The organism is Dolichospermum sp. LEGE 00240 (assembly GCF_015207875.1).
GTDB lineage: Bacteria > Cyanobacteriota > Cyanobacteriia > Cyanobacteriales > Nostocaceae > Dolichospermum > Dolichospermum gracile.
This window is the reverse complement of the sequence record NZ_JADEVZ010000028.1, coordinates 34,649-57,383: the sequence shown is the minus strand read 5'-3', so window position 1 is coordinate 57,383 and position 22,735 is coordinate 34,649. Positions and strand designations below refer to the sequence as shown.

Here is a 22,735-nt window from a genome sequence, read left to right as displayed (position 1 = left end):
TTACTTAATATGTTCTATTTTTTGGCAAATAAAGTTAAACTCAACCAGAAAATTAGGTAGATAAAATTTTCCTGGCTGAAATTTTTCAAAAATCCCAATAATCTAGGTCACATCTGCGGAATGTGGGATAAAACCAAACTGTGTAAAAAAATGTAAAATCGCCTAAACCCTCTTCACTCTTGCCTTTTGCCTTGCCATAATGACAATTTTCAACGCCAACCTACTTAGGGACTTCCAAGAAATAAATTATCCTGATTAACGAACCACAGAGGCGCAGAGGACACAGAGGAATAAGGGTTTGAGAGATTTTTGCGTTAGGTGGTTGAGTATTTTTTTATTTGGAAGTCCCTTAGCTTGTGTTAACCTATCGCTTAACCTCACCTAGAAATCAATGCTAAAGTGCAATAATAGCTGGTACTTCTTCTTCAATTTCATAACCATTTGCTAATCTTTCTATCGCACCATCAATCAAATCTAAACCTTGTTGGACAGTTTCCATTAAACTTAATTTACCCCGTAAATCAGCCGCACCCATAAAGCCTTTAGCATACCAAGTCATGTGTTTACGAGCTTGACGTACCCCCCTATCTCCTTTGTATTCCCATAAAGCAAAAAGATGTTCTCTGGCACATTCTAAGCGTTGAATTGGGTTAGGTGGTGGTAATAATTCTCCAGTTTTTAAGAAATGATCAACCTCACCAACTAAAAAGGGATAACCTAAAGTTCCACGAGAACACATTACTCCATCTGCACCAGTTTGTTCTAAACATTTTACCGCAGCTTCCACAGAAAAAATATCCCCATTCCCAATTACAGGAATTGACAAAATTTCCTTGACTTTAGCTATCCATTCCCACCGCGCATTACCATTATAACCTTGAGCGCGAGTGCGTCCATGCACGGTAATCATTTTTGCTCCCGCGTCTTCCATTCTTTTCGCAAAATCAAGAATAGTAATTTCCTGATCATTCCAACCAATGCGAGTTTTTACAGTTACAGGCACATCTATTGTTTTGACAACTTCCCGTACAATTGCTTCCGCAATTTCTGGTTGACGTAATAAGGAAGAACCACCACCATTTTTAGTAATTTTATTCACAGGACATCCCATATTAATATCAACGGTATCCGCACCTTCCGCAACCGCTTTTATAGCTGCTTCTGCTAAAAAATCGGGACGACAATCAAATAATTGAATACTAATAGGTCTTTCTTGAGGATCTACCTCCATGATTTTTGGTAATTGGTTAACATAGTGTAAACCCGTTGCATTTACCATTTCTGTATACATCATGGAGTCTGGTGCATAACGACGCACTAAACGCCGAAATACCATATCTGTCACCCCCGATAAAGGAGACTGTAAAACCCGGCTTTTAACCTCAAATGAGCCAATTTTTAGGGGTGTGGCAAGTCTAGCTTGCAGTTCAGGAGAAAGGGAAATCATGGTGATAAATAAATATAATGGTTAATTGGGGAATCGAAGACTAACCAAGGGTAGTTAATTGCAGTGTGGGTTTTTAAACCAGTAAATCCTAATGGACATAAATAAGATGACTATAAAAAATACTGAACATAAAGACCGTCTTCTTGTCTCTTACCTCTTGTGTGGGGCTGGTTTTTTGGGAATAGGTGGTTTACATCGCTTATATAATGGTAAAACGGCTACTGGTTTATTATGGTTCTTTACCTGTGGGTTCTTTTACTTGGGACAAATCTATGATTTATTAATCATACCTAATATGGTGGACGAATATGAGCAGAAATTACTACTAAAAGCAGGTTTATCACCTTTAGGCGTACCCATGAATGAACGGATATTTATTTCCCAAGTTCACAAACCAGCGGAGAAACCAATGATTGTTAAACTCATAGAAGCCGCAGAAGCTAAGGGTGGTAGTTTAACTGTAACTCAAGGTGTTAAGGCTACAGGAATGAGTTTTGCAGAAGTCGAAGCTACACTCCAAGAAATGCTGAAATCAAATCATATCAGAATTGGTAATGACCCCATTTCTGGAGTCGTGACTTATTATTTTGATGAATTGTAATAATCAAAAATAGCATCTTTATTCATTACCTCAGTCGCACTAAAAATCTGTTGTAACCTGAGTTCGACATAAGATAATTTGTGGAAAACTGCCCCAAGTATGAGTCTCAAACCCTGATGATCTCCTTGAAAAAATCATAACTCCGTTCGCGTAGCGTCTCCGAAGGAGAAACTCCTAACACCGAACTCAGGTGTTGTAGGATGCGTCAGATATCAATAATCTATTTATTGGCAGGATTTATGCAGTAGTAAAGCACTCTACCAATGTGCCAGTTGCGTAAGTCCTGTAGGATTGCAATGACTCATTTAGATTATGAATGAGTTACTTTGTTTTTTGTGACTTTGCATCAGATAAATTCATATCACACAAGTCAACCAACTTACAAATATCACAACTAGGAGAACGGGCTTTACAGACAGCCCGACCATGATAAATTAATCTAATTGACCAATTCTCCCAATCTGGTTGGGGTAATAACTTCATTAAATCCTTTTCAATTCCCACAGGTTCGGTATTTTTTGTCAATCCCAACCGCTGACTTAAACGCTTTACGTGAGTATCTACAGTTACTCCAGCATTAATACCATAAGCATGGGCTAAAACCACATTTGCAGTTTTTCGGGCTACTCCCGGAAGTTTTAATAAGTCTTCCATTTTGTTGGGAACAACAGAGTTAAAATCCTCAACAATCATTCGACAAGCGCCTTGAATATTCTTGGCTTTATTGCGATAAAAACCTGTCGAACGTACCAATTCTTCTAACTCTGTTAAATCTGCATTTGCTAGACTTTCCGCGTCAGGAAATTTGCTAAATAATCCTGGCGTGACTTTGTTTACCCTTTCATCTGTACATTGAGCGGAAAGAATAGTGGCTACTAATAATTGTACAGGGGTGGCATAATCTAGGGAGCAAGTTGCGTCTGGATAAAGATGCTGGATACGGGAAAGAATTTCTAAAGCCCGTTGTTTTTTGGTTAGTGATTTGCGAGTCAATCAATTTTCTCTTGTTAGTGGTCAGTTGTTAGTGGTCAGTTGTCAGTTGTCAATAGTTTTTTGAATTTACTCATCTATTGGTTAACTGGCAACTAACGCTAGTGAATACAGCAGGGTGCGTAGTTAGGAGATACAAAATCTAAATTGAAACCTATACACAAAGCTAGTTTTACTTCTGATTCCTGACTCCTGACTCCTGCTTTGTATTTACTGAAAGAATTTTTGTACCCATTCTAGCTGAGATGTTAATTGGGTTGTTTCTTTGACAATCAGGAAAAGACCTAATCCTAAAATTAACACCAAGCCAGTTTGCATCACACCTTCCTGGATTTTGTTAGGTAAAGGTTTACCAAATAATCCTTCAATGAATAAAAAGGCTAATTGTCCACCATCTAAAGCGGGAAGAGGCAAAATATTAATAATTGCCAAGTTAATACTAATAATTGCCGCAAAAGAAAATAAATTGGTGCTATCACTAGCTGCTAATTGTGCGCCAATTTGGACGATTTTCACAGGACCTGAAACTTGCCCCGCCGTTTGCCCAAAATTAGTAATTAACTGCCCAAAACCTTGAAATGTTCCCACAACTAACTGTTGGAAGCGATTAGCTGCAACTTTGATAATCTCGACAACATCTTGAGGACGACGATAAATTGCTTTACCATTTGGACCTAATTCAATTCCTAGCACACCTTTACCATCAGCACCTTGTTTCGGTGTTAGTTTCAGGTTGGTTTGTTGGGTTTCATGTTGAATTTTCAGGTCAATTTCTTGATTAGGGTGGGTTTGGATTTCCTTGGTTAATAATGTGGTTGCATCTTTACCTAGTGGAATTTCTTGACCATTCACAGCGAGAATAATGTCTCCTTCCCGAATCCCTGCTTGATAAGCGACGGATTGTTCGTTTACAGGTTTGACAAGTACACCTGGTTGATACTGAAATTCTTGGGGTATACCAACGATGCCCAGTTGCAAAGCCAACATTAAATACGCAAAGATTAAATTGGCGATGACACCGGCACTAATGACTATCGCACGGTCTAAAACTGGGCGGTTACGCAGCAAGTTTGGGTCATTGGGGGGAATTTCGCTATCTGGATCATCGTCGGGAAAGCCAACAAAGCCACCCAAGGGAAAGGCACGGATAGTGTATTCTGTTTCTGATCCTTGGTACTTTAAAAGAATCGGACCAAAACCCAAGGAGAAGCGGTTAGCATAAATGCCTTGAGAACGGGCGGCTGAGAAATGTCCCAACTCATGTACTAAGATCAAAATAGCCAAGACTGCGATCGCTGCTAAAACTGACATAGAGCAAATTAATCAAAATATTCGGATATATATTCTTATTGTAGTTTGGGAATGGGCAGACAGAACCCATTTCCTGTATTAGTTTTGTCTCAGTTGGGCTATTCTTGCCCAGAAATGCAGTTGTGTTACTTTTTTGATATAATTATCAGCTGCAAATATGATATAGTGTGATCCACTTGAATGGAGTATAAAAATTAGGTCAGAAGCCATATATCACGGTACTCTTATAGTTAAACATAGCTAACTCACTCTACAATTTTATAGGCGGGTAAATTATGATTCAGGCTTTACCTCAAACTAAATTAGTCAGCTTTGAAGAGTTTACAGAGTGGTATCCAAATACAGGAGTCCGCTATGAATTACATGATGGAGTAATTGTAGAAATGACACCACCCGTAGGAGATCATGAAGAAATTGTGGGATTTTTAGCTACACAAATTACATTAGAGTTTAGTCGGCTAAAACTTCCTTATTTCATCCCCAAAACAGCTTTAATCAAATCAGCAAACAGCAAATCAGCATACTTACCAGACATAATACTGTTAAATCGGTCTAATCTCGTCAATGAACCTTTGTGGAAAAAACAGTCTAGTATTAGTGAATCTGCGTCTGTTCCTCTTGTGGTGGAAATTGTCAGTACAAATTGGCGTGATGATTACCACAAAAAACTGGCTGACTATGAACAAATGGGGATTGTTGAATATTGGATTGTTGATTATGCTGCTTTAGGTGGTAGAGCATTTATTGGCAATCCCAAACAACCAACTATTTCTATTTATCACCTAATAGATGAAGAATATCAAGTTAGTCAGTTTAGAGATCATGACCTGATCATATCACCAAGTTGGCCAGAGTTAAATTTAACTGCTAATCAAATTTTTAAAGCCGGTGTTTAGATGACCATCACAAAAAAGCAATTACCGAATTTCTGGAAATTTCCGAAAAATCCTAGCCTTTCCCAGGGATTAATGCAGATTGGGTTAGGTATGACTCTATTTTTCATCTTTTTAGCCTTTTTTGCTCCTGTTTTCCAAAGTTGGGGGTGGTTGCAAAACCCGAAGGAATTTCTGGCTAACCCTATTCATGAAGCGCCTTCGGTTAAACATTGGTTTGGTACAAGTCGTTTAGGCTATGATGTCTTTTCTCGCAGTGTGTTTGGTGTGCAAGCGGCGTTACAAGTTGTGACTTTAGCAACATCTTTGAGTATGATCATTGGTGTGCCGTTGGGAATGGTTAGCGGTTATTTGGGAGGAAAATTAGATAAAGCTCTATTGTTTCTCATGGATAGTATTTATACACTGCCAGGATTGCTACTGTCAGTAACATTGGCTTTTGTCGTGGGGAGAGGTATCTTAAATGCAGCGATCGCCATTAGTATAGCCTACATTCCCCAATATTATCGCGTCGTTCGTAACCACACCGTTAGCGTCAAAACTGAAGTGTACATCGAAGCTGCACAAGCAATGGGTGCTTCTACCTGGGTTATCTTATCTCGGTATCTATTTTTCAATGTTATTCAAAGCGTCCCCGTCCTCTTTACCCTCAACGCCGCAGATGCCATCTTAGTCTTAGGCGGTTTAGGATTTTTAGGTTTAGGATTACCCGAAGAAGTACCGGAATGGGGATATGATTTAAAACAAGCTCTAGAAGCACTACCTACAGGCATTTGGTGGACTACCTTATTTCCTGGTTTAGCAATGACAACTTTAGTTGTAGGGTTATCACTACTTGGTGAAGGCTTAAATGAATTTGTCAATCCTCGTCTGAGAAGAGAAAATAGGCAATAGTCATTAGACATCTCCAGAAATTAAATATGCGTATCCTAGAACCCTTGTAGAGGCGTTCCATGGAACGTCTCTACATTCTTTTTTGGAGATGTCTAATGACAACCAACAACTGACAACTGACAACTAACAACTAATAACTGATAACTAACAACTGATAACTAACAACTGATAACTAACAACCTGAGAGAGTTTTGTGAACGATAATATTACTTTAATTGCGGCTGCTACAGGTGGATTCATGATTTCTGTAGCTTTATCTGGTATTTTAAAAGGCGCACCCATCACAGATTGGCAACAAGCACACAAAACTTCATACCCAATTGCAAATGTGCAAGTTATGAAAAAGGGTAATGGGTAATGGGTAATTGGTAATTGGGAAAAATAACAACTGACAACTGACAACGAACAACTGACTAATGACAAAACAAGTAATTGGAATTGACTTAGGGGGGACTGCGATTAAGTTGGGACGATTTACAGCAGATGGTAATTGTTTACAATCTTTATCTGTGGATACTCCCCAACCGGCAACACCAGAGGCGGTATTATCTGCTATTGTAGATGCGATCGCCCAAATTGACCCCAATAATGAAAGTATCGCCATTGGTTTGGGTACTCCGGGTCCTGCTGATGCTACGGGACGCATTGCCAAAGTTGCTATTAATCTCATAGGATGGCATGATGTCCCCTTAGCAGATTGGTTAGAAGCCAAAACGGGTAAACCAACAATTTTGGCAAATGACGCTAACTGTGCTGGTTTAGGAGAAGCTTGGTTAGGTGCAGGTCGAAATTTCCCCAATTTGATTTTACTAACTTTGGGAACTGGCGTTGGTGGAGCAATTATTCTTGATGGTAAATTGTTTGTCGGACATCAAGGTGCAGCAGCAGAATTAGGTTTAATTACCTTAAATCCCGATGGACCGATGTGCAATAGTGGCAATCAAGGTTCATTAGAACAGCATACTTCCATATCTGCTATCCGTCGTCGCACAGGCAAAGAACCAGCAGAATTAGGCGCACTCGCTCAAGCTGGAGATCCAGAAGCCTTGACTTTTTGGCAAGAATATGGTAAGGACTTAGGAATTGGATTAACCAGTTTACTCTATGTGCTGACACCCCAAGCCATTATTATTGGTGGTGGTGTAAGTGCAAGTTTTGAGTTTTTCTTACCGTCATTAACAGCAGAAATCGAAAAACGAGTTTTACCAACATCTCGCGCAGGTTTGCAAATTCTCCCCGCAGAATTAGGAAATGCAGCAGGAATGGTAGGCGCTGCTAAATTAGCATTAACAATTAGACAAATATGCGTATCCTAAAACCTTTGTAGAGACGTTCCATGGAACGTCTCTACATTATTTCTCGGAGATGTCTATTAAATAGGGTTTGCTGAATAAGTCTTCTAGTGAAGAGAGGTGACAGGTGACAGTTGACAGGTGACAGTTTTAGCTATCTGTCACCCCCAAACTTTTAAGTTTATTAGAGGTAAAATGCTCCGTTTTGGTGCTACTCCTCCTCAAAAACCTTGCAACTATTTTCCTTTTTATCAACTTCAAACCTTTGATTCATTTACGTTTTACGTTTTTTCGGCAAGCCCTAAATAATGGGACAGAGTTAATTATACAACTGAATTTTTCTGTTCCCTGTCACCTGTAACCTGTCACCTGTAACCTGTCACCTGTAACCTGTCACCTGTAACCTGTCACCTGTAACCTGTCACCTGTCACACTTGTACAGGCTTAGGTGTAGCAGTTGCGGAATGGGATTGAGAAATGGCAGCGGTCATCAGTCCTTTGAATAAGGGATGAGGTGCATTAGGGCGAGATTGAAATTCAGGGTGAAATTGACAAGCGATAAAGAAGGGGTGTTTGGGATATTCGACAATTTCCACTAATCTACCATCTGGAGATGTGCCACTGACCAAATAACCAGAATCTAATAACTGACTGCGGTAAACATTGTTGAACTCGTAACGGTGACGGTGGCGTTCATAAATGACTTCTTCTTGATAAAGTTGGAAAGCTAGGGTGTTGGGAAGTACCCGACAAGGATATAATCCTAAGCGCATTGTTCCGCCTAAATCTATCACATCCTGTTGTTCTGGCAACAGGTTAATAACTGGATTGTCCGTATATGAGTCAAATTCGGCACTATTGGCATTAGATAAGCCTTCGACATTTCTCGCCCATTCAATCACAGAACACTGCATTCCTAAGCATAAACCTAAAAAGGGAATTTGGCGATCGCGTGCGTATTTAATCGCCGCAATTTTCCCGTCTATCCCCCGACTACCAAAACCGCCAGGAACGATAATACCATCAACACCTGATAGATAGTTTTCCGGTGGTTCATTTTCCAAAGCTTCTGAGTTTACCCACCGCAGACGCAAATCACCATGAGTTGCAATAGCCGCATGACGTAAAGACTCAACCACAGAAAGGTAGGCATCACCTAACCGCACATATTTACCAACAATGGCGATTTCGACGGTGTGTTGAGGATTATACATCCTGTCCACCATCGTTTCCCATTGTGTCATATTGGGTTGACGTTGTTCCATTTGCAGTAAGTTGAGAACTTGTTCGGCTAATCCTTCCCGTTCTAAAATTACTGGGACTTCATAGATACTACGGGCATCTGGACTGGTAATAACACATTCTACAGCGACATCACAAAATTCTGATAACTTTTGTTTCAAGCCCACAGGAATAGGGCGATCGCTCCGACATACTAGAATATCTGGTTGAATGCCAATGGATCTCAATTCTTTCACAGAATGTTGAGTAGGCTTGGTTTTCATCTCTCCCGCAGCAGCAATCCAAGGCAATAAAGTAACGTGCATATATAACACATTACGTTTTCCTACTTCCTTTCGCAGTTGGCGAATTGCTTCTAAAAATGGTAGCGATTCAATATCACCTACAGTTCCACCAATTTCCGTAATCACGGCGGAAGGATTAGTTTCTTTAGCAACTCTGAGGATTCTGTCTTTAATCTCATTGGTAATGTGGGGAATTACCTGAACAGTGCCGCCATTGTAGTCGCCTCGGCGTTCCTTGTTAATAACTGACTGATAAATCAAGCCAGTAGTAACACTGTTTAACCGAGACATAGAAGTATCAGTAAAGCGCTCGTAATGTCCCAAATCCAAATCCGTTTCTGCACCGTCTTGGGTGACAAAAACTTCCCCATGTTGAAAGGGACTCATCGTGCCTGGATCAACGTTAATATAGGGATCGAGTTTAAGAATCGAAACCGAATAATCCCGGGATTTCAGCAAACGTCCCAGACTTGCTGCTACAATGCCCTTACCAATACTGGAAACAACGCCCCCAGTTACAAAGATAAACTTAGTCATAGTATTTTCAATTTCTAGCAACTCTTAATAGATTTTGTTCCCGCAGGAGAATTTGTGTAAACAATGTTGGAGGCTTGTATGCAGGATGAATTTTACCCGATTGAATTCTCTTATTTGAGACCAATGTATTGCCACTTTTGCATTCATATTTGATTCTATCTTGGCTATTGTGCCACAGTCTCTATCCTCAAATCTTCTGTGTTTGTCCATGAAAAAACTCTTAGGGTTAGTATTATTTAATTTCTTATTCACCTCCTCAGTTGCATTAGCACAAGAACCACTTTTAGTAGTTTTTCCCCCGACAAACTACCAAACCAGCACAGAAAAAATATTTTTTATCGGTACAGCACCCTCCCAGGGTCAGGTTTTAATTAATGGTAAGCTGATTAACCGTAGCAAAGCTGGGCATTTTTCCCCTAGTTTTCCCTTGCAGTTAGGGGAAAATATATTTAAAGTCCGTTACCAAAATCAAGAACGAGAGATTAAGATCATCAGGGTGTCCACTCAACCTGAGTTACCCCAAGGTTTAGGCTTTGCGAAGGATTCCTTGACTCCTGCTGCTAATATTGCCAGATTACCAGGAGAATTAATTTGTTTTAGTGCAGTTGCACCACCTCAAGCTACTGTCTGGGTGAATCTGGTAAATCAAAATATTGCCCTTTTACCCCAACCTTCCCAGGCGCAATTACCTCCAAATTCAAGTGTTTTGACGGGGTTAAATCAGCCTAATCTTTCTAGTCTTACCAAATACCAAGGTTGTACAACAGTCGCAAATGCTGCTGATTTAGGAAAACCTCAATTTAATTTACAAATTAATGATCAAAGAATAACTCAAACTGGTTTAGGCAAAATCGAAATTCTGTCCCCCACACAGTTACCAGTTGCAGAAATTGCATCAGAATCGGGCGTTACTCGCACTGGTCTTAGTAGCGACTACTCAAGACTGACACCATTGCCAAAGGGAACTATGGTAAAAGTTACGGGTAAGGACGGTGAATGGTTGCGCTTAGACTATGGTGCTTGGATTAATAGCAAGGACACTAAAATTATATCAGGTGCGATTCCTACGGAGCGCTTCGCTATCGCACCACAGACGGTGATTCGGAGTGTGGGTTATCGGCAATTAGCTGAAGCGACAGAAATTCGTTTCCCCTTAGAAATTGCTGTACCGGTGAGTGTGGAACAGGGAAATAATTCCTTTATTCTCACCCTTCACAATACCATTGCGCAAACGGACACAATTCGCCTAGATGATGACCCCCTGATTTCTCGCCTAGATTGGCAACAGGCAAGCCCTACACAGGTCAAATATACTTTTAACCTCAAAAAGCTCCAACAGTGGGGTTATAAGCTGAGATATGACAATACAACTTTGGTTTTAACTTTACGTCATCCACCAAAACTTAAAAATAGCAAACTTTTACCTTTATCTGGCATCAAAATTGTACTTGATCCAGGGCATGGTGGTAAAGAATCTGGTTCAAGTAGACCGACGGGATATTTAGCAAAAGATGTAAATTTGCTAGTTTCTAAGTTACTGCGGGATGAGTTGGCCAAGCGTGGTGCTAAGGTGGTAATGACAAGGGATGATGATCAGGATGTTTCTTTAGTGCAACGTCAGGTGATAATTAATAGAGAAGAACCTGCGATCGCACTTTCCATTCATTACAACTTTTTACCTGATAATAGTAATACTGCTAATACTAGGGGTTTAGTGAGTTTTTGGTATCATCCCCAGGCACATAGCCCCACAGTATTTTTACATAATTATGTAGTTAACAAACTTCCTCAACCCTCTTTTGGTGTATTTTGGAATAACTTAGCCCTGACTCGTCCTAGTGCTGCACCTTCGGTATTATTAGAATTTCGGTTTATGAAAAATGCTAATGAGTTTGAGGAGATAGTCAACTCTCAACAACAGCAGAAAATTGCCAAGACATTGGCTGATGGGGTGACTGAGTGGTTTAAAGTGGTTAAATAGGATATTAGTCTTTTTATTCTTTTTTGGTTATTTTTATCGTGAAAAAACTTTTAGGATTAGCAGTATTTAGCTTTATTTGTACTCCTTCTATTGCTTTGGCACAATCATCACTTTTAGTGGTTTATCCCCCAGCAAACCATCAAACGAGTACGGAAAAAATATTTTTTATCGGTACAGCACCAGCAACTGGACAAGTCTTGATTAATGGTAAACCTGTTAAACGTAGTAAGGCTGGACATTTTGCTCCTAGTTTTCCCTTGCAATTGGGGGAGAATGTGTTTAAGATACGTTACCAAAATCAAGAACGCGAGATTAAAGTCAACAGGATTTCTACTCAACCAGAATTACCACAAGGTTTAGGCTTTGCGAAGGATTCTCTGACACCTGCGGCTGATATTACTAGATTACCAGGAGAACTGATTTGTTTTGGTGCGATAGCGAAGCGCTCCGTAGGAATCGCACCTCCTCAAGCTAATGTCTCCGTCAAACTAGCTAATCAAACTGTTAATCTTTTACCTCAACCTTTAACAGCCGAATTACCAGCTAATTCTAGCATTTTAACCGGGCGTAATCAGGCTGCCATTTATAATATTACCAAATACCAAGGTTGTACAACAATTACCAATACTGGGGATTTAGGACAACCTCAATTTAGTTTGACATTGAATGGTCAGACAACAACTGAAACCGGTAAAGGCAAAATTCAAATTTTTGCACCTGTACAATTACCAGTTGTCGAGGTAATAGCCGCATCAGGTGTAGCCCGCACGGGTCCAAGTACAGATTATTCTCGACTGACACCTTTACCTCAAGGAACAAGAGCAACAGTTACAGGTACAGAAGGCGATTGGCTACGCTTAGACTATGGGGCTTGGATTAATAGTAAAGAAACCAAAATTCTCCCCGGTGCAGTTCCCCCACAAACAGTAATTCGCAGTGTGGGATATCGTCAACTAGCTAGAGAAACGGAAATACGTTTTCCCTTACAAATGGCTGTACCGGTGAGTGTCGAACAGGGAAATAATTCCTTGGCGCTGACTCTCTACAATACTATCGCTCAAACAGATACTATTCGCCTAGATGATGACTCCTTAATTTCTCGCCTAGATTGGCAACAGGTGACTCCACAACAAGTCAAATACACCTTTAACCTCAAAAAGCTCCAACAATGGGGCTATAATCTGAAATACGACAATACAACTTTGGTATTGACTTTGCGCCATGCGCCAAATATTGACAGCAGAAAAAGCCTACCTTTATCTGGTATTAAAATTTTACTTGATCCGGGACACGGTGGTAAAGAATCTGGTGCAACTGGTCCAACTGGGTATCCAGAAAAAGATGTAAACTTGGTAGTTTCTAAATTACTGCGGGATGAATTGGTGAAACGCGGTGCTAAAGTGGTGATGACTAGAGAAGATGATCGAGATGTTTCATTAGTCGAACGTCAGGAAATAATTAATAAAGAAGAACCTGCGATCGCTGTTTCCATTCATCATAACTCTTTACCGGATAATGGTGATGCGGAAAAAACCAAAGGCTTTGGTACTTTTTGGTATCATCCTCAATCACACAGTCTTGCAGTATTTTTACAAAATTATGTAGTTAAAAATCTTCGTAAACCTGCCTATGGTGTGTTTTGGAATAATTTAGCCCTGACTCGTCCCCATGCTGCACCGGCGGTATTATTAGAGTTGGGTTTTATGAGTAATCCTGATGAATTTGAGGAGATAGTTAATCCTCAAGCACAGAAGAAAATGGCTAATACTTTGGCTGACGGGATAACTGAGTGGTTTAAAGTGGTGAAAGAATAAGACCCCACCCCTAACCCCTCCCCGCAAGCGAGGAGGGGGACTGGATTAAAAGCTTTTTTTACTAAGTATCAAAATGTCGGCGAAAACGATTGTCAATGTTATTAGTTTTTTGCTGATTACAAGTTAAGCAGAGAGTTTGTAAATTACTAATATCGTTTTTTCCCCCACGAGATAAGGGGATAATATGATCAATACTGAGTTGAGTTTCTTGGGAGATTTTACCGCAGCTTTGACATTGATATTTGTCCCTTTGGAAAACGTAGGTTCTGACTTCTGGGGGTATGGGAATGCGTGGGGTTTTGTTCATAGATTGATATTTTGTCAGAATCAGGATGTCCAGGATTTGAGGATTTACAGGATGTGATTTGGTGTTTATATTTTGGGATTTCTTGATTTGATATTTTGTCAGAATCAGGATGTCCAGGATTTGAGGATTTACAGGATGTGATTTGGTGTTTATATTTTGGGATTTCTTGATTTGATATTTTTAAAATAAAATTCTTATTTTTCACTATCTTCGCTAATCATAGTAATAAGTATACAGCACTTTGCGTAACCATTAGGTACAATAATTTAGGACATACTATTACATCAACTGAAAAATGAGATATAACTTGTACCAGATAGACGCGCAAAGTGCTGTAACTTTTTAGAAAATCCTGATTCTGACAATTAATAATCCTGTCAATCCTTAAATCCTGGATATCCTGATTCTGACAATTAAGTAAAATCGCATCCACACAAACAAATTCTATCTGCGTGGACTAATTAATTTATGATGTAGCTTCATTTATTTATCTGCGTCGTAAGTCGTCAAGGGGTGATTCTGGTTCTTCAGGACAAAATTCTAAAGAAATTTTCATTCTTATTTTTCCTTTTTGCCAATTTTTACTAGGTTTTAAAATCTGACAATCTACACCTGCACTTGACCAATAAGATTCGTCATAAGATGGAAGTTTACCACTACCATGATCACGGAGTTTATTGTTCAATTCTTCTAGCTTTTTATTCAAAATGATTTCTGTCATTAGTGAAACTAACAGACTTAATTTGAAAGTTTTATTTCCAAAATCAATCACAACATCACCTTGTTCAGAATCTATAATTTTAAAATTATCTTCCATCTCTTTCTTCCTTTGCGTCTTTGCGCCTTTGCGTGAGAAAACTCCTATTAGGTGAACACAGAAAAACCCTGCATTCACCCAACACATTATACCTCTTCCTCCCCAATTATCGGCAACAAATGTTCATACAACTGCATCGCTTGTAAACAGCCATTAATTCCCGTAACTGCTGTATTATACTCCTCAATTTTCCCTGCAACTTGACTCAACAAACGTTGATTATTAGCAATCTTTTCCTCAGCTTCTTGTTGCAAATTCTTCTCTAAATAAGCCTTAGCATAAGGATATTGTTGTAATATCTCATCTGCTTGTTTTTCCCCCATTGGTAACAACTGAGTTTTAATAGTTTGGTTGATAGTTTGACGAAAAGATTGACGAATAGTATGGGAAACTTTCGGTTCAAAGTCTAACTTCAATAATTGTCTAATTGCAGGTTCAGCGTCAACAATACTTTCTGCGTCGTAACCTTGAGAAGTTTGTTCTAACACTTGTCGAAATTGATAGATAGAGAATGTTCCTTCATTATAAAATCTGGGACTTTCGCGGACAAATCTATCACATTCAACACTAGCAACAGTTACCAAAGCTTGAGTAATCAGTTTTTCTATCTCTTTTACCTGTGATTCTATTCCTCCATCATTACCCAACAAACGATATAATTGACGGTAATATTCTGATTTTCTAATTTTTGCCATTAATTGTTGGAATAGATTACTAACTACCTGTTGACAAGATTCTATTAAAATGTCTTCCAACTGATTAGATAAGTAATAAAAAGCCTCCACCAAAATAGCTAATAAAGGTGCGGTTGCATTGCGAGGATGACTCAAAGTTGCACGACGATAAGCTTCTGCAACGGAAAAGGTATCTAGTAATTCATCAAGACGACGAATCATCCGTGATTGTAATTGTCGAAAATCTGTTTCAAATTCTTCGCAATTATTATTAATTAATCTGTTAACTTCATCATGAATATGCTGATGAAAATCTCTTCCAACTTGCTGGAGTTGCTGATTTAATTTTTGCAACTCATATTCTTTCATACTCTCGATTTCTCGCGGTTGACTATCTAAATCAATTTGCACACTTTGATAGTGGTTCTTGAGTTTGATACAAATATCTTCTAAATCATCTGCGAGGTTTTTGAATAATTGGGGACGTTTTTCTTCTGTCAGATAGCGAGTAATTGATGTCCGAAATTCTTCAATTCCACTATCTTGAATGAGTTGGTTAATTAATGGTGTTCCTTGTTCGCTTAAAATTCTCACATAGTTATCATTAGAAGTTTCATAACCATGAAGAGAAATTCTAAATTGACTGGGAGAAAGTTTACCGGAAGCAACGCAGTAATTATTAAAAGCATAAACAAATTGCGGTGTTTCTTCTTTCCCATCTAAACCTTTAACACTTTCTGCAAAAATCGAATCTAAACCAAATCTATCTAATCGCGTTGTTTGTTTAATTTGACTTCCGTAAAATCCTAACAACCCACTAGTTTTATAAACTCTTTTACTATCTCGAAATTGACTGTTAATTAAATCTTCTAACCGTTGTCTGAGTTGGTTATTGTACCAAGTTTCATCAATGCGGTTAAAGATATAAAAAACCCTATCTCTTATCCCCGCATTTTCCCGCATTGTTTCTAACAGTTCAGTTTCTTCCTTTGTCATATCTCCTGCTGACGCAGGTTTGAGAACACAAACTACTGCTGACGTATCTGAATGTTGAATTTTTTGATATGTTAATTGTGCATCTTTTTCGACTGGTGCATCAATTCCTGGTGTGTCTATAATCACGTTACCATCTTCCAAAAGCGGATGATAACAATAATATTCAATTCGTTTCAAAACCGCGCTATTACTACCTCTGCGTGCATATCCCGCAGCTTCTTTGAGGTTCGTAAAATTAAACTGTTCCATTGAGTATGTAGCATTATTGACCGTGTTAATGCGATCGCGGTTTGCTACATATCCTTCTAACAATAAAATCAACGCTTTTGCTTGTTTTCCTCGTTCTGATTTACTTTCTCCTCCCTCTTGTTGAATAATTACTGTACAACCTTGAAGAAGTAAATCTACTACATCCTGTTTATTGATATTTTCTACAGTATTAAATCCCAATTGCTGACATAAAAATACTGCTTGTTCTTGAATTTCTTTTTCACTCAAAAAGGTTAAAACAACTCTTTCTGAATCTACAGGTGCATATTCAATTTTACATTCTGTACCAGTTGCGTGTCCTTCTGCACTATATAACAATTCTCTCTCTAATAGGGCATTAATCAACATGGATTTACCCGCACTAAAAGCACCAGCAAACACAATTTCAAACTTAGGAGAAACTGCTTTATCCAAAGAAATTTGCACAGATGTAATATCTTGAGAACGCAAAGCTGATTCTTGCTGTAGAAGTTGGAGAATAGATTCAACTTGTGCTTGCAATTGCTGACACTGAGGCATTAAACTGGACATAAAAAGTAGTAACCAAGGTGCATAAGTATTGTAATACTACTTACCGCCATTTAGCTACATTATCCCCAATGCACCACGAGTCACACCTAATTGGTTTTGTAGCTTCAATTCTCTCCACAGTTGCGAACCGATGATTTCTCCTTGGAGTAATTTCTGATAGCTATGTATGGTTTTTTGCAGTTGTTCCGGTGTCTCATTGACAAATTCAATCCGTAAGTGCTGTAAACCCAATCCTATTAACCGTTGTACGTATTCTGCTCCAGTTTGTGCTGTGGCGTTATATACTGTATTTCTACATCCTGCGTCAGCTTTGAGAATATGTTCACTACCTACCCTATCTCTGATTGTAACCGCTTGTGTTTCACAAGGTCTACCACAATTTGTATAATCTGTTCCTTCAGATAAAAAAGCGCAAAATACACAATGTTCCATGTGAAACATTGGTATATGTTGATGTATTGTCACTTCAAAATTTTCTGCTGGGTAATTGGTAATTAGGTCTTCCAGTTGATTAATATTTAAGTCGTAAGATGCTGTTACTCGTTCTAAATTAAAGCGTTGTTGAAAATAATCTGCGGTTAAAGGGTTAGCAATATTTAAGGAAAAGTCACCAACACATCTTTCATTAGCAAAATATTCTAATTGGTCATAATTTCTAATTAAATAACCATCAGCTTGGGAAGCAAGAACTTGTTTTAAAATCCAGGTTTCTCCAGGTTTGGTTATCCGGGGTGGTGCGACAAAGATACTGGGGACTGGGGACTGGGAACTGGGGACTAGGTTTATCAAAGAATCTTTCCACTCTCTGAATATTTTTACTGCTTCTTTATAATTGCGAGGATCTTCAAATTCACAATATATAGTTTTGATATCTGCTGTTAATACTGCTTGTAATTGTTCGATATTTCTGACTAAAACAATCAGAGAAGGAGAAACGGAAATTGGTGTAGATTTAGCACTAATTAAATCTTGCCATTTTCCTTGATGATTTAGTTCCCAAAGTTTAGGTCTACTTCTTAATTCCTCTAATTTGCTGACTATTTCCCGACGCATTCGGTTTAACTCACTCACAGGTAACATAATATTCCCGTTGAGATTATTGATAAACGTATCTAAATGGAAAGGTGTATTCCCTAACCGTCCAAATTGTTCTTTTAATCTTTCTGTAGAGAGGGGTTTTGTATGTGCCTCAGCTATCAATATTTCTGATTCTACTTGCACTATATTCCAAGATTGATCACGGGATACAGCTATTAACTTTCCGCCAATTTCTCCATGCACTTCGATATTAATCGGTCTAGTAAATTGGGGATGTTCTCCAGTATAACTTTGACGGATTTGTTTATCTAATTCTGGATCATTTGTCTTCCAAACTTTATCACCTATATGGATATTATGGAAATTTAAATCATTTCTGCCAAAAGTTAAGATGACATCCTGACCATTAGGAATAACTGCATATATTCTTCCCCCTTCTTCCTTCCTTTCTGGATGTCCGCAATCAAAAACAATTCCATCTCCGGGTTTAACAGGTGCTGCTAACTTTACTGTTATTTCGGCATTTCTAATTCGGGTAACTTCTCCCAAATAAACACCCCGTTTTTTACCAAATCTCCCATGCACTAACTCTTGATTATTAATTCCCTCAAACCAACCTGTATATAGTCCGCGAGAAAATGCCATTTCTAACTTATATTGGTCTTTCTTTCGACTAGAAAACGTCTCTACATTTGTTTCTAATAGTTGATTTAAAGCTTGACGATAAACGCGAGTTACATTAGCAACATATTCCGGTGCTTTCAACCGTCCTTCAATTTTCAAAGAAGTCACTCCAGATTTTACTAACTCTGGTAAAACGTCTAAACCTGCTAAATCTTGAGGACTTAATAAATATTTTCTATTACCTAAATTCACAACTTCTCCATCTGCAATTAAATCATAAGGCATTCTACAAGCTTGAGCGCATTCTCCCCGATTTGCAGAACGTCCTCCTAGTGATTCACTGGTTAAACATTGTCCAGAATATGCGACGCATAAAGCACCGTGAACAAAAACTTCTAAAGGTAGGGAAGTATTTTTTTGAGATATTTGTTGTTGAATTTTGTTAATTTCCGAAATCGAACATTCTCGCGCCAAAACTACCAATTGACAACCCAAAGATTTAGCAAATTCTACCCCCGCAGCACTGGTAATAGTCATTTGGGTAGAAGCATGAATTGGAAAGTCAGGGGAAAGATGACGAATCAGCCGACAAATACCCACGTCTTGCACAATGACGGCATCAACACCAGCAGAAATGATAGTTTTGAGGTATTGCTGTGCTTCCATTAGTTCCTGGGGGAAAATCAAGGTATTCAGAGTGATATAACCTTTGACTCCCCGCAGGTGCAAAAATTCCATTAATTCGGGTAAATCTGCTTCTGTGAAATTCTCAGCCCTCATTCTCGCGTTAAACTTTTCTAAACCAAAGTAAATCGCATCTGCACCATTTTCTACTGCGGCTTGAGCGCATTCCCAGTTACCCGCAGGTGCTAGGAGTTCGGGGATTTTGAGAGTAGGGGTGGAGATGCTTGTCATTTTGGTTAAGTCAAGGTTATGTCAGCTTATAGATTGTACCTAAATTGAGGTAAAGTTGCCTATAAGCTAGAAGTTAAACCCACGCGGAAAGTAAAACCAGGACTATATATCCGATTCACTCGTTCATATTGTTCACCCAAAAGATTTTCTAAGTAAAAAGTTAATCCCAAATTTTTATTTACAGGAATCCGTCCACTCAAATCTAAATTAAAGAAAGACGGGGCAAAATCTGTACTTTTTTCTCCTGCTGCTGCATTATTAAAAAGAGAACGACGAGTACCGCTATTATAAGTAGCATATAAATTACCTTGCCATCCATTCTTTTGATAACCAATTCCAGTTTGTAGCCAAGAATAGGGAATTAATCCTAATTGTAATCCCTTTTCTGTGCCTGTTTTGATTTGAGCATCTGTATAAGTATAGTTGATAAAAGTTGACCATTCACTGGCAATTTTTAATTGCAATGCTGCTTCTAAACCATTGGTATCTACTAAACCAATATTTTCCCATCTGCCATTAATTATGCCTAAACGATTATCTAAACTATTGCCAAAATAAGTAAATTGTCCTAACAAATTTGTAGACAATCTCACGTCTATTCCCGCAGTCCAAGTAGAACCTGTTTCTGGTTTTAAATCAGGGTTAGAATTCCAATTATGCACCGTATCAAAAACATATAATTGATCTAATCCTGGATTGCGTTGCGCCCCTGCCCAACTTCCACGCACTGCAATAGCTGGATTAACTGCATAACGTAATCCCACACTAGGATTAAAATAACTCCCAAATTGACTATCAAAGTTTTGTCTTACCCCTAAATCTGCTTGCAAAGCATCGCTAAGTTGCCAAATATTGACAGCAAATAAAGCTGTATTAAATGTACTTCTATCTTCCCTTTCATTTTTAGCAATTAGGGCAGGATTCGTACTCAAAACATCGCCAATTAAATCAGTATTTTTTAAATCTAAACCCCAGCGTAATTGATTATTAGGGGTAATTTTCCATTCATGATCTATCCTAGCTTTGAATTGTTGTGTATCTAAAATTCCGGTTCGGTAAAATCTCGCTCCCGTTGGTCCATAAGTGCTAAAATAGTCTCGGTTGTAACCCAAGGTAGTTGTTAAATTGGAATTTTCTCCCTTACCAAGTCGAGTTTTCCAAGATAAGCCAATATTCAAACCATCATGATCTAATCGGTCTCTTTGTAAAGGAAAACCGAAATAAATCAACCCCCGACGACTACTCAGGGTAGTTACATCTAAATTCAAGGAGTTTTTAGGATCTAAATCTACACCTATGCTACCAAAATAAGTGCTGGTAGCTGTATCTGCATTAAATAAATATCCTTGAGCATCACGATTTGCAGCACCAACAGGAACGCGGTAACGATTATCTATAAAGAACCTTTCAAAGCTAAAGTTGTATTTGACTTTATTCGTTGACCCACTATAAGTTACCTGTTGATTATTTAAGTTTAATGAGCCAAATTCAGCACTAGCATTTAATTTTGGCTTGCCATAACCTTCTTTGGTAATGATATTGACAACTCCGCCAAAGGCTGAAGAACCATATAGAGAAGAAGCAGTACCGCTATATAATTCGACTCTTTCAATAGACTCTACTGGAATACTATTTAAATCAGTTGCACCATGATAGGTACTAATATTACTATTAATTGGTCTACCATTAATCAAAAATATAGATTGATTAATTGAAGCTCCTCGATAGTATGTACCTGTGTGAATATCTGCGCCATGTCCCACATCATTAATAGCAAAACCGGGCATTCTTTTTAAAACATCAGCAACACTCGTTGCCCCCTGTTTTTGAATTTCTTCTTTTTCAATTACATGAGTAGGAGTAGATTCAGGGAGAACGTCTTTTTCTCCAATGGTTTCGATGGAAATATCTGCATCGTCTGTAGGCATTAGATCTGGTTCTGGGGCGGCTTCTGGCTTAACTTCGTTTACTGTTGGTTGTTGGGTTAATAATTGAGCATCTATGGCGGGTAATTCAATGTCTCTTAAATTAGGAATATCTAAATTTACTGCATTTTGATTATTTTCATGATCAGCAGCTACAGCAGGAGATGTTGCCAGTAAACTTAGTAAATAAACTGGTAGGAAAAAATTCTTATTCATATTTTTGGACTCACACCCGGTAATAACAATCACTAATTTCTATTTTCCCTATGAATAGAAATCGTGTCAAAAGACAAGCTGTCATATTTGTACTTGGGGTGTATTGTCGTCTCAATTTTCTGAAATATCTTGTTATTAGGCTTATTTTCTTAATTTTCCATTTCAAATGTTGTTTAATAAAGTATAGCAGGAGGGCGGGGAAACCCCGCCCCTACACAATTTGCTAAATTTCAGCTACGGCTCGTTCAATTAAACGTCGTGCTAAAGTCTGAGTTCCTGTGTGTTCATAGTAATTTGTAGCCACATCTAGAAATGCTGCTAGGTAGTCTAGCTTGTCATCAGCAATTTGCGTGAAAGATTGCAAATTACCAATTACTTTTTGTGGGGTTAGATCATGACCGCTAACCAGCCCACTCATCCAACCTTTAACTGAATCAAAACTTTCCCCAATAAAGTTGAGTTTACCAGCATCGCTATTACCGGGAATAGTATTTTTGATGCTTTGGAAAGTCGGGCTTTGGTTTAAATCTTGGGGACTCGTTTGACTAATCAAAGAGAGGGCTTTGTTAATAAAATCAGGTCCAAGGGGTATTAAACCATCAACACAAACTAATGCCACCATGCGGATCAGTGACTCACCACCATATTCACCTAAAGAGCCAACAAAATCGCCGATACTATCTCCAGGAATACCATTAATTTGACAAAAGGCGACGACTTCAGCTACTAATTTTAGAGTTAAGTCAATGGTTTGAGCTTTATCTGGTTTAGGAGTCAGAGAGTTTAAAAAACCGAGCAGGGGAATTGATTGCCCAATTTTGTTAGCCAAAGCTGCTGCACCCAAAGCCTTATCTGCACCATCAACAGTTTGATACAGCCAGAGGGCGGTTTGATATCCTTGGGATTTATCGTTAAATAAATAAATTGCTCTTTCGCCAATTTGTTGAATTAAGTCTTCGTCAGTTTCCCCGGTAACAGTTTTAATGGTATTCACAAAACCAACTGTATTTTGCCATTCACCAGGAGCAACAAAATCTAAAGCGTTCAACATGGAAACAGTCAAGTTACTGGTTGGTAATTCGTCAACTAACTGCTGAATTGGTTTACTCACAAAATTCTCCTTATGTATGTTTTGT

At 38.6% G+C, this 22,735-nt stretch carries 17 protein-coding genes; 7 read left to right on the top strand and 10 right to left on the bottom strand.

The window, feature by feature from the left end:
* Positions 1-394: 394 nt before the first annotated feature.
* The gene (dusB, locus tag IQ226_RS11635; RefSeq protein WP_193895525.1) at positions 395-1,447 is read right to left on the bottom strand and encodes a tRNA dihydrouridine synthase DusB; all 1,053 of its coding nucleotides are present in this window, start codon (positions 1,445-1,447) and stop codon (positions 395-397) included.
* Positions 1,448-1,553: 106 nt separating this feature from the next.
* Here dusB and IQ226_RS11630 point away from each other — a divergent pair, with 106 nt between their 5' ends.
* Positions 1,554-2,048, top strand: a complete 495-nt coding sequence (locus IQ226_RS11630; protein ID WP_193895523.1) for a TM2 domain-containing protein — start codon at positions 1,554-1,556, stop codon at positions 2,046-2,048.
* Positions 2,049-2,369: 321 nt separating this feature from the next.
* Here IQ226_RS11630 and nth read toward each other — a convergent pair whose 3' ends face one another.
* Complete coding sequence (gene nth / locus IQ226_RS11625) at positions 2,370-3,041, bottom strand: endonuclease III (protein WP_193895521.1); 672 nt, start codon at positions 3,039-3,041, stop codon at positions 2,370-2,372.
* A 207-nt stretch (positions 3,042-3,248) separates the two neighbouring features.
* A complete protein-coding gene (gene rseP / locus IQ226_RS11620; RefSeq protein ID WP_193895519.1) occupies positions 3,249-4,349 on the bottom strand; it encodes an RIP metalloprotease RseP in 1,101 nt (366 codons plus the stop codon).
* A 275-nt stretch (positions 4,350-4,624) separates the two neighbouring features.
* Here rseP and IQ226_RS11615 point away from each other — a divergent pair, with 275 nt between their 5' ends.
* From IQ226_RS11615 to IQ226_RS11600, 4 genes are all read left to right on the top strand, one after another.
* Positions 4,625-5,245, top strand: coding sequence for a Uma2 family endonuclease (locus IQ226_RS11615; RefSeq protein ID WP_193895517.1), 621 nt, complete (start codon positions 4,625-4,627; stop codon positions 5,243-5,245).
* The gene (locus IQ226_RS11610) at positions 5,246-6,136 is read left to right on the top strand and encodes an ABC transporter permease (RefSeq protein WP_193895515.1); all 891 of its coding nucleotides are present in this window, start codon (positions 5,246-5,248) and stop codon (positions 6,134-6,136) included.
* 193 nt (positions 6,137-6,329) lie between these two features.
* Complete coding sequence (locus IQ226_RS11605) at positions 6,330-6,494, top strand: hypothetical protein (protein WP_168465168.1); 165 nt, start codon at positions 6,330-6,332, stop codon at positions 6,492-6,494.
* A 58-nt stretch (positions 6,495-6,552) separates the two neighbouring features.
* Positions 6,553-7,452 (top strand): ROK family protein, encoded by a 900-nt coding sequence (locus IQ226_RS11600; RefSeq protein WP_193895513.1) that lies wholly within the window; start codon positions 6,553-6,555, stop codon positions 7,450-7,452.
* A 404-nt stretch (positions 7,453-7,856) separates the two neighbouring features.
* Here IQ226_RS11600 and IQ226_RS11595 read toward each other — a convergent pair whose 3' ends face one another.
* A complete protein-coding gene (locus tag IQ226_RS11595) occupies positions 7,857-9,491 on the bottom strand; it encodes a CTP synthase (protein ID WP_193895511.1) in 1,635 nt (544 codons plus the stop codon).
* A 208-nt stretch (positions 9,492-9,699) separates the two neighbouring features.
* On the opposite strand from IQ226_RS11595, the gene IQ226_RS11590 reads away from it, so the two are divergent.
* Positions 9,700-11,472, top strand: coding sequence for an N-acetylmuramoyl-L-alanine amidase (locus tag IQ226_RS11590; protein ID WP_193895509.1), 1,773 nt, complete (start codon positions 9,700-9,702; stop codon positions 11,470-11,472).
* 38 nt (positions 11,473-11,510) lie between these two features.
* Positions 11,511-13,286, top strand: coding sequence for an N-acetylmuramoyl-L-alanine amidase (locus tag IQ226_RS11585; RefSeq protein ID WP_193895507.1), 1,776 nt, complete (start codon positions 11,511-11,513; stop codon positions 13,284-13,286).
* A gap of 61 nt (positions 13,287-13,347) precedes the next feature.
* On the opposite strand, the gene IQ226_RS11580 is transcribed toward IQ226_RS11585, so the two are convergent.
* From IQ226_RS11580 to IQ226_RS11555, 6 genes are all read right to left on the bottom strand, one after another.
* Positions 13,348-13,593 carry an HNH endonuclease gene (locus IQ226_RS11580; protein ID WP_096671036.1) on the bottom strand — a complete coding sequence of 82 codons (246 nt, stop codon included), beginning with the start codon at positions 13,591-13,593 and terminating at the stop codon, positions 13,348-13,350.
* Between the two features lie 487 nt (positions 13,594-14,080).
* Positions 14,081-14,410 carry a KGK domain-containing protein gene (locus IQ226_RS11575; protein WP_193895505.1) on the bottom strand — a complete coding sequence of 110 codons (330 nt, stop codon included), beginning with the start codon at positions 14,408-14,410 and terminating at the stop codon, positions 14,081-14,083.
* Between the two features lie 86 nt (positions 14,411-14,496).
* Positions 14,497-16,881, bottom strand: coding sequence for a dynamin-like GTPase family protein (locus IQ226_RS11570; protein WP_193895503.1), 2,385 nt, complete (start codon positions 16,879-16,881; stop codon positions 14,497-14,499).
* A gap of 54 nt (positions 16,882-16,935) precedes the next feature.
* Complete coding sequence (locus IQ226_RS11565; protein WP_193895502.1) at positions 16,936-19,458, bottom strand: U32 family peptidase; 2,523 nt, start codon at positions 19,456-19,458, stop codon at positions 16,936-16,938.
* Positions 19,459-19,517: 59 nt separating this feature from the next.
* Positions 19,518-21,599, bottom strand: coding sequence for a TonB-dependent siderophore receptor (locus IQ226_RS11560; protein WP_193895500.1), 2,082 nt, complete (start codon positions 21,597-21,599; stop codon positions 19,518-19,520).
* A 223-nt stretch (positions 21,600-21,822) separates the two neighbouring features.
* Complete coding sequence (locus IQ226_RS11555) at positions 21,823-22,710, bottom strand: hypothetical protein (RefSeq protein ID WP_193895498.1); 888 nt, start codon at positions 22,708-22,710, stop codon at positions 21,823-21,825.
* Positions 22,711-22,735: the final 25 nt, after the last annotated feature.

Excerpts from the sequence above, each read along its gene's own strand:
- dusB (WP_193895525.1), bottom strand. The coding sequence starts at position 1,447 with ATGATTTCCCTTTCTCCTGAACTGCAAGCTAGACTTGCCACACCCCTA.
- IQ226_RS11630 (WP_193895523.1), top strand. The coding sequence starts at position 1,554 with ATGACTATAAAAAATACTGAACATAAAGACCGTCTTCTTGTCTCTTAC.
- rseP (WP_193895519.1), bottom strand. The coding sequence starts at position 4,349 with ATGTCAGTTTTAGCAGCGATCGCAGTCTTGGCTATTTTGATCTTAGTA.
- IQ226_RS11615 (WP_193895517.1), top strand. The coding sequence starts at position 4,625 with ATGATTCAGGCTTTACCTCAAACTAAATTAGTCAGCTTTGAAGAGTTT.
- IQ226_RS11610 (WP_193895515.1), top strand. The coding sequence starts at position 5,246 with ATGACCATCACAAAAAAGCAATTACCGAATTTCTGGAAATTTCCGAAA.
- IQ226_RS11600 (WP_193895513.1), top strand. The coding sequence starts at position 6,553 with ATGACAAAACAAGTAATTGGAATTGACTTAGGGGGGACTGCGATTAAG.
- IQ226_RS11595 (WP_193895511.1), bottom strand. The coding sequence starts at position 9,491 with ATGACTAAGTTTATCTTTGTAACTGGGGGCGTTGTTTCCAGTATTGGT.
- IQ226_RS11590 (WP_193895509.1), top strand. The coding sequence starts at position 9,700 with ATGAAAAAACTCTTAGGGTTAGTATTATTTAATTTCTTATTCACCTCC.
- IQ226_RS11580 (WP_096671036.1), bottom strand. The coding sequence starts at position 13,593 with ATGAACAAAACCCCACGCATTCCCATACCCCCAGAAGTCAGAACCTAC.
- IQ226_RS11575 (WP_193895505.1), bottom strand. The coding sequence starts at position 14,410 with ATGGAAGATAATTTTAAAATTATAGATTCTGAACAAGGTGATGTTGTG.
- IQ226_RS11570 (WP_193895503.1), bottom strand. The coding sequence starts at position 16,881 with ATGTCCAGTTTAATGCCTCAGTGTCAGCAATTGCAAGCACAAGTTGAA.
- IQ226_RS11565 (WP_193895502.1), bottom strand. The coding sequence starts at position 19,458 with ATGACAAGCATCTCCACCCCTACTCTCAAAATCCCCGAACTCCTAGCA.
- IQ226_RS11560 (WP_193895500.1), bottom strand. The coding sequence starts at position 21,599 with ATGAATAAGAATTTTTTCCTACCAGTTTATTTACTAAGTTTACTGGCA.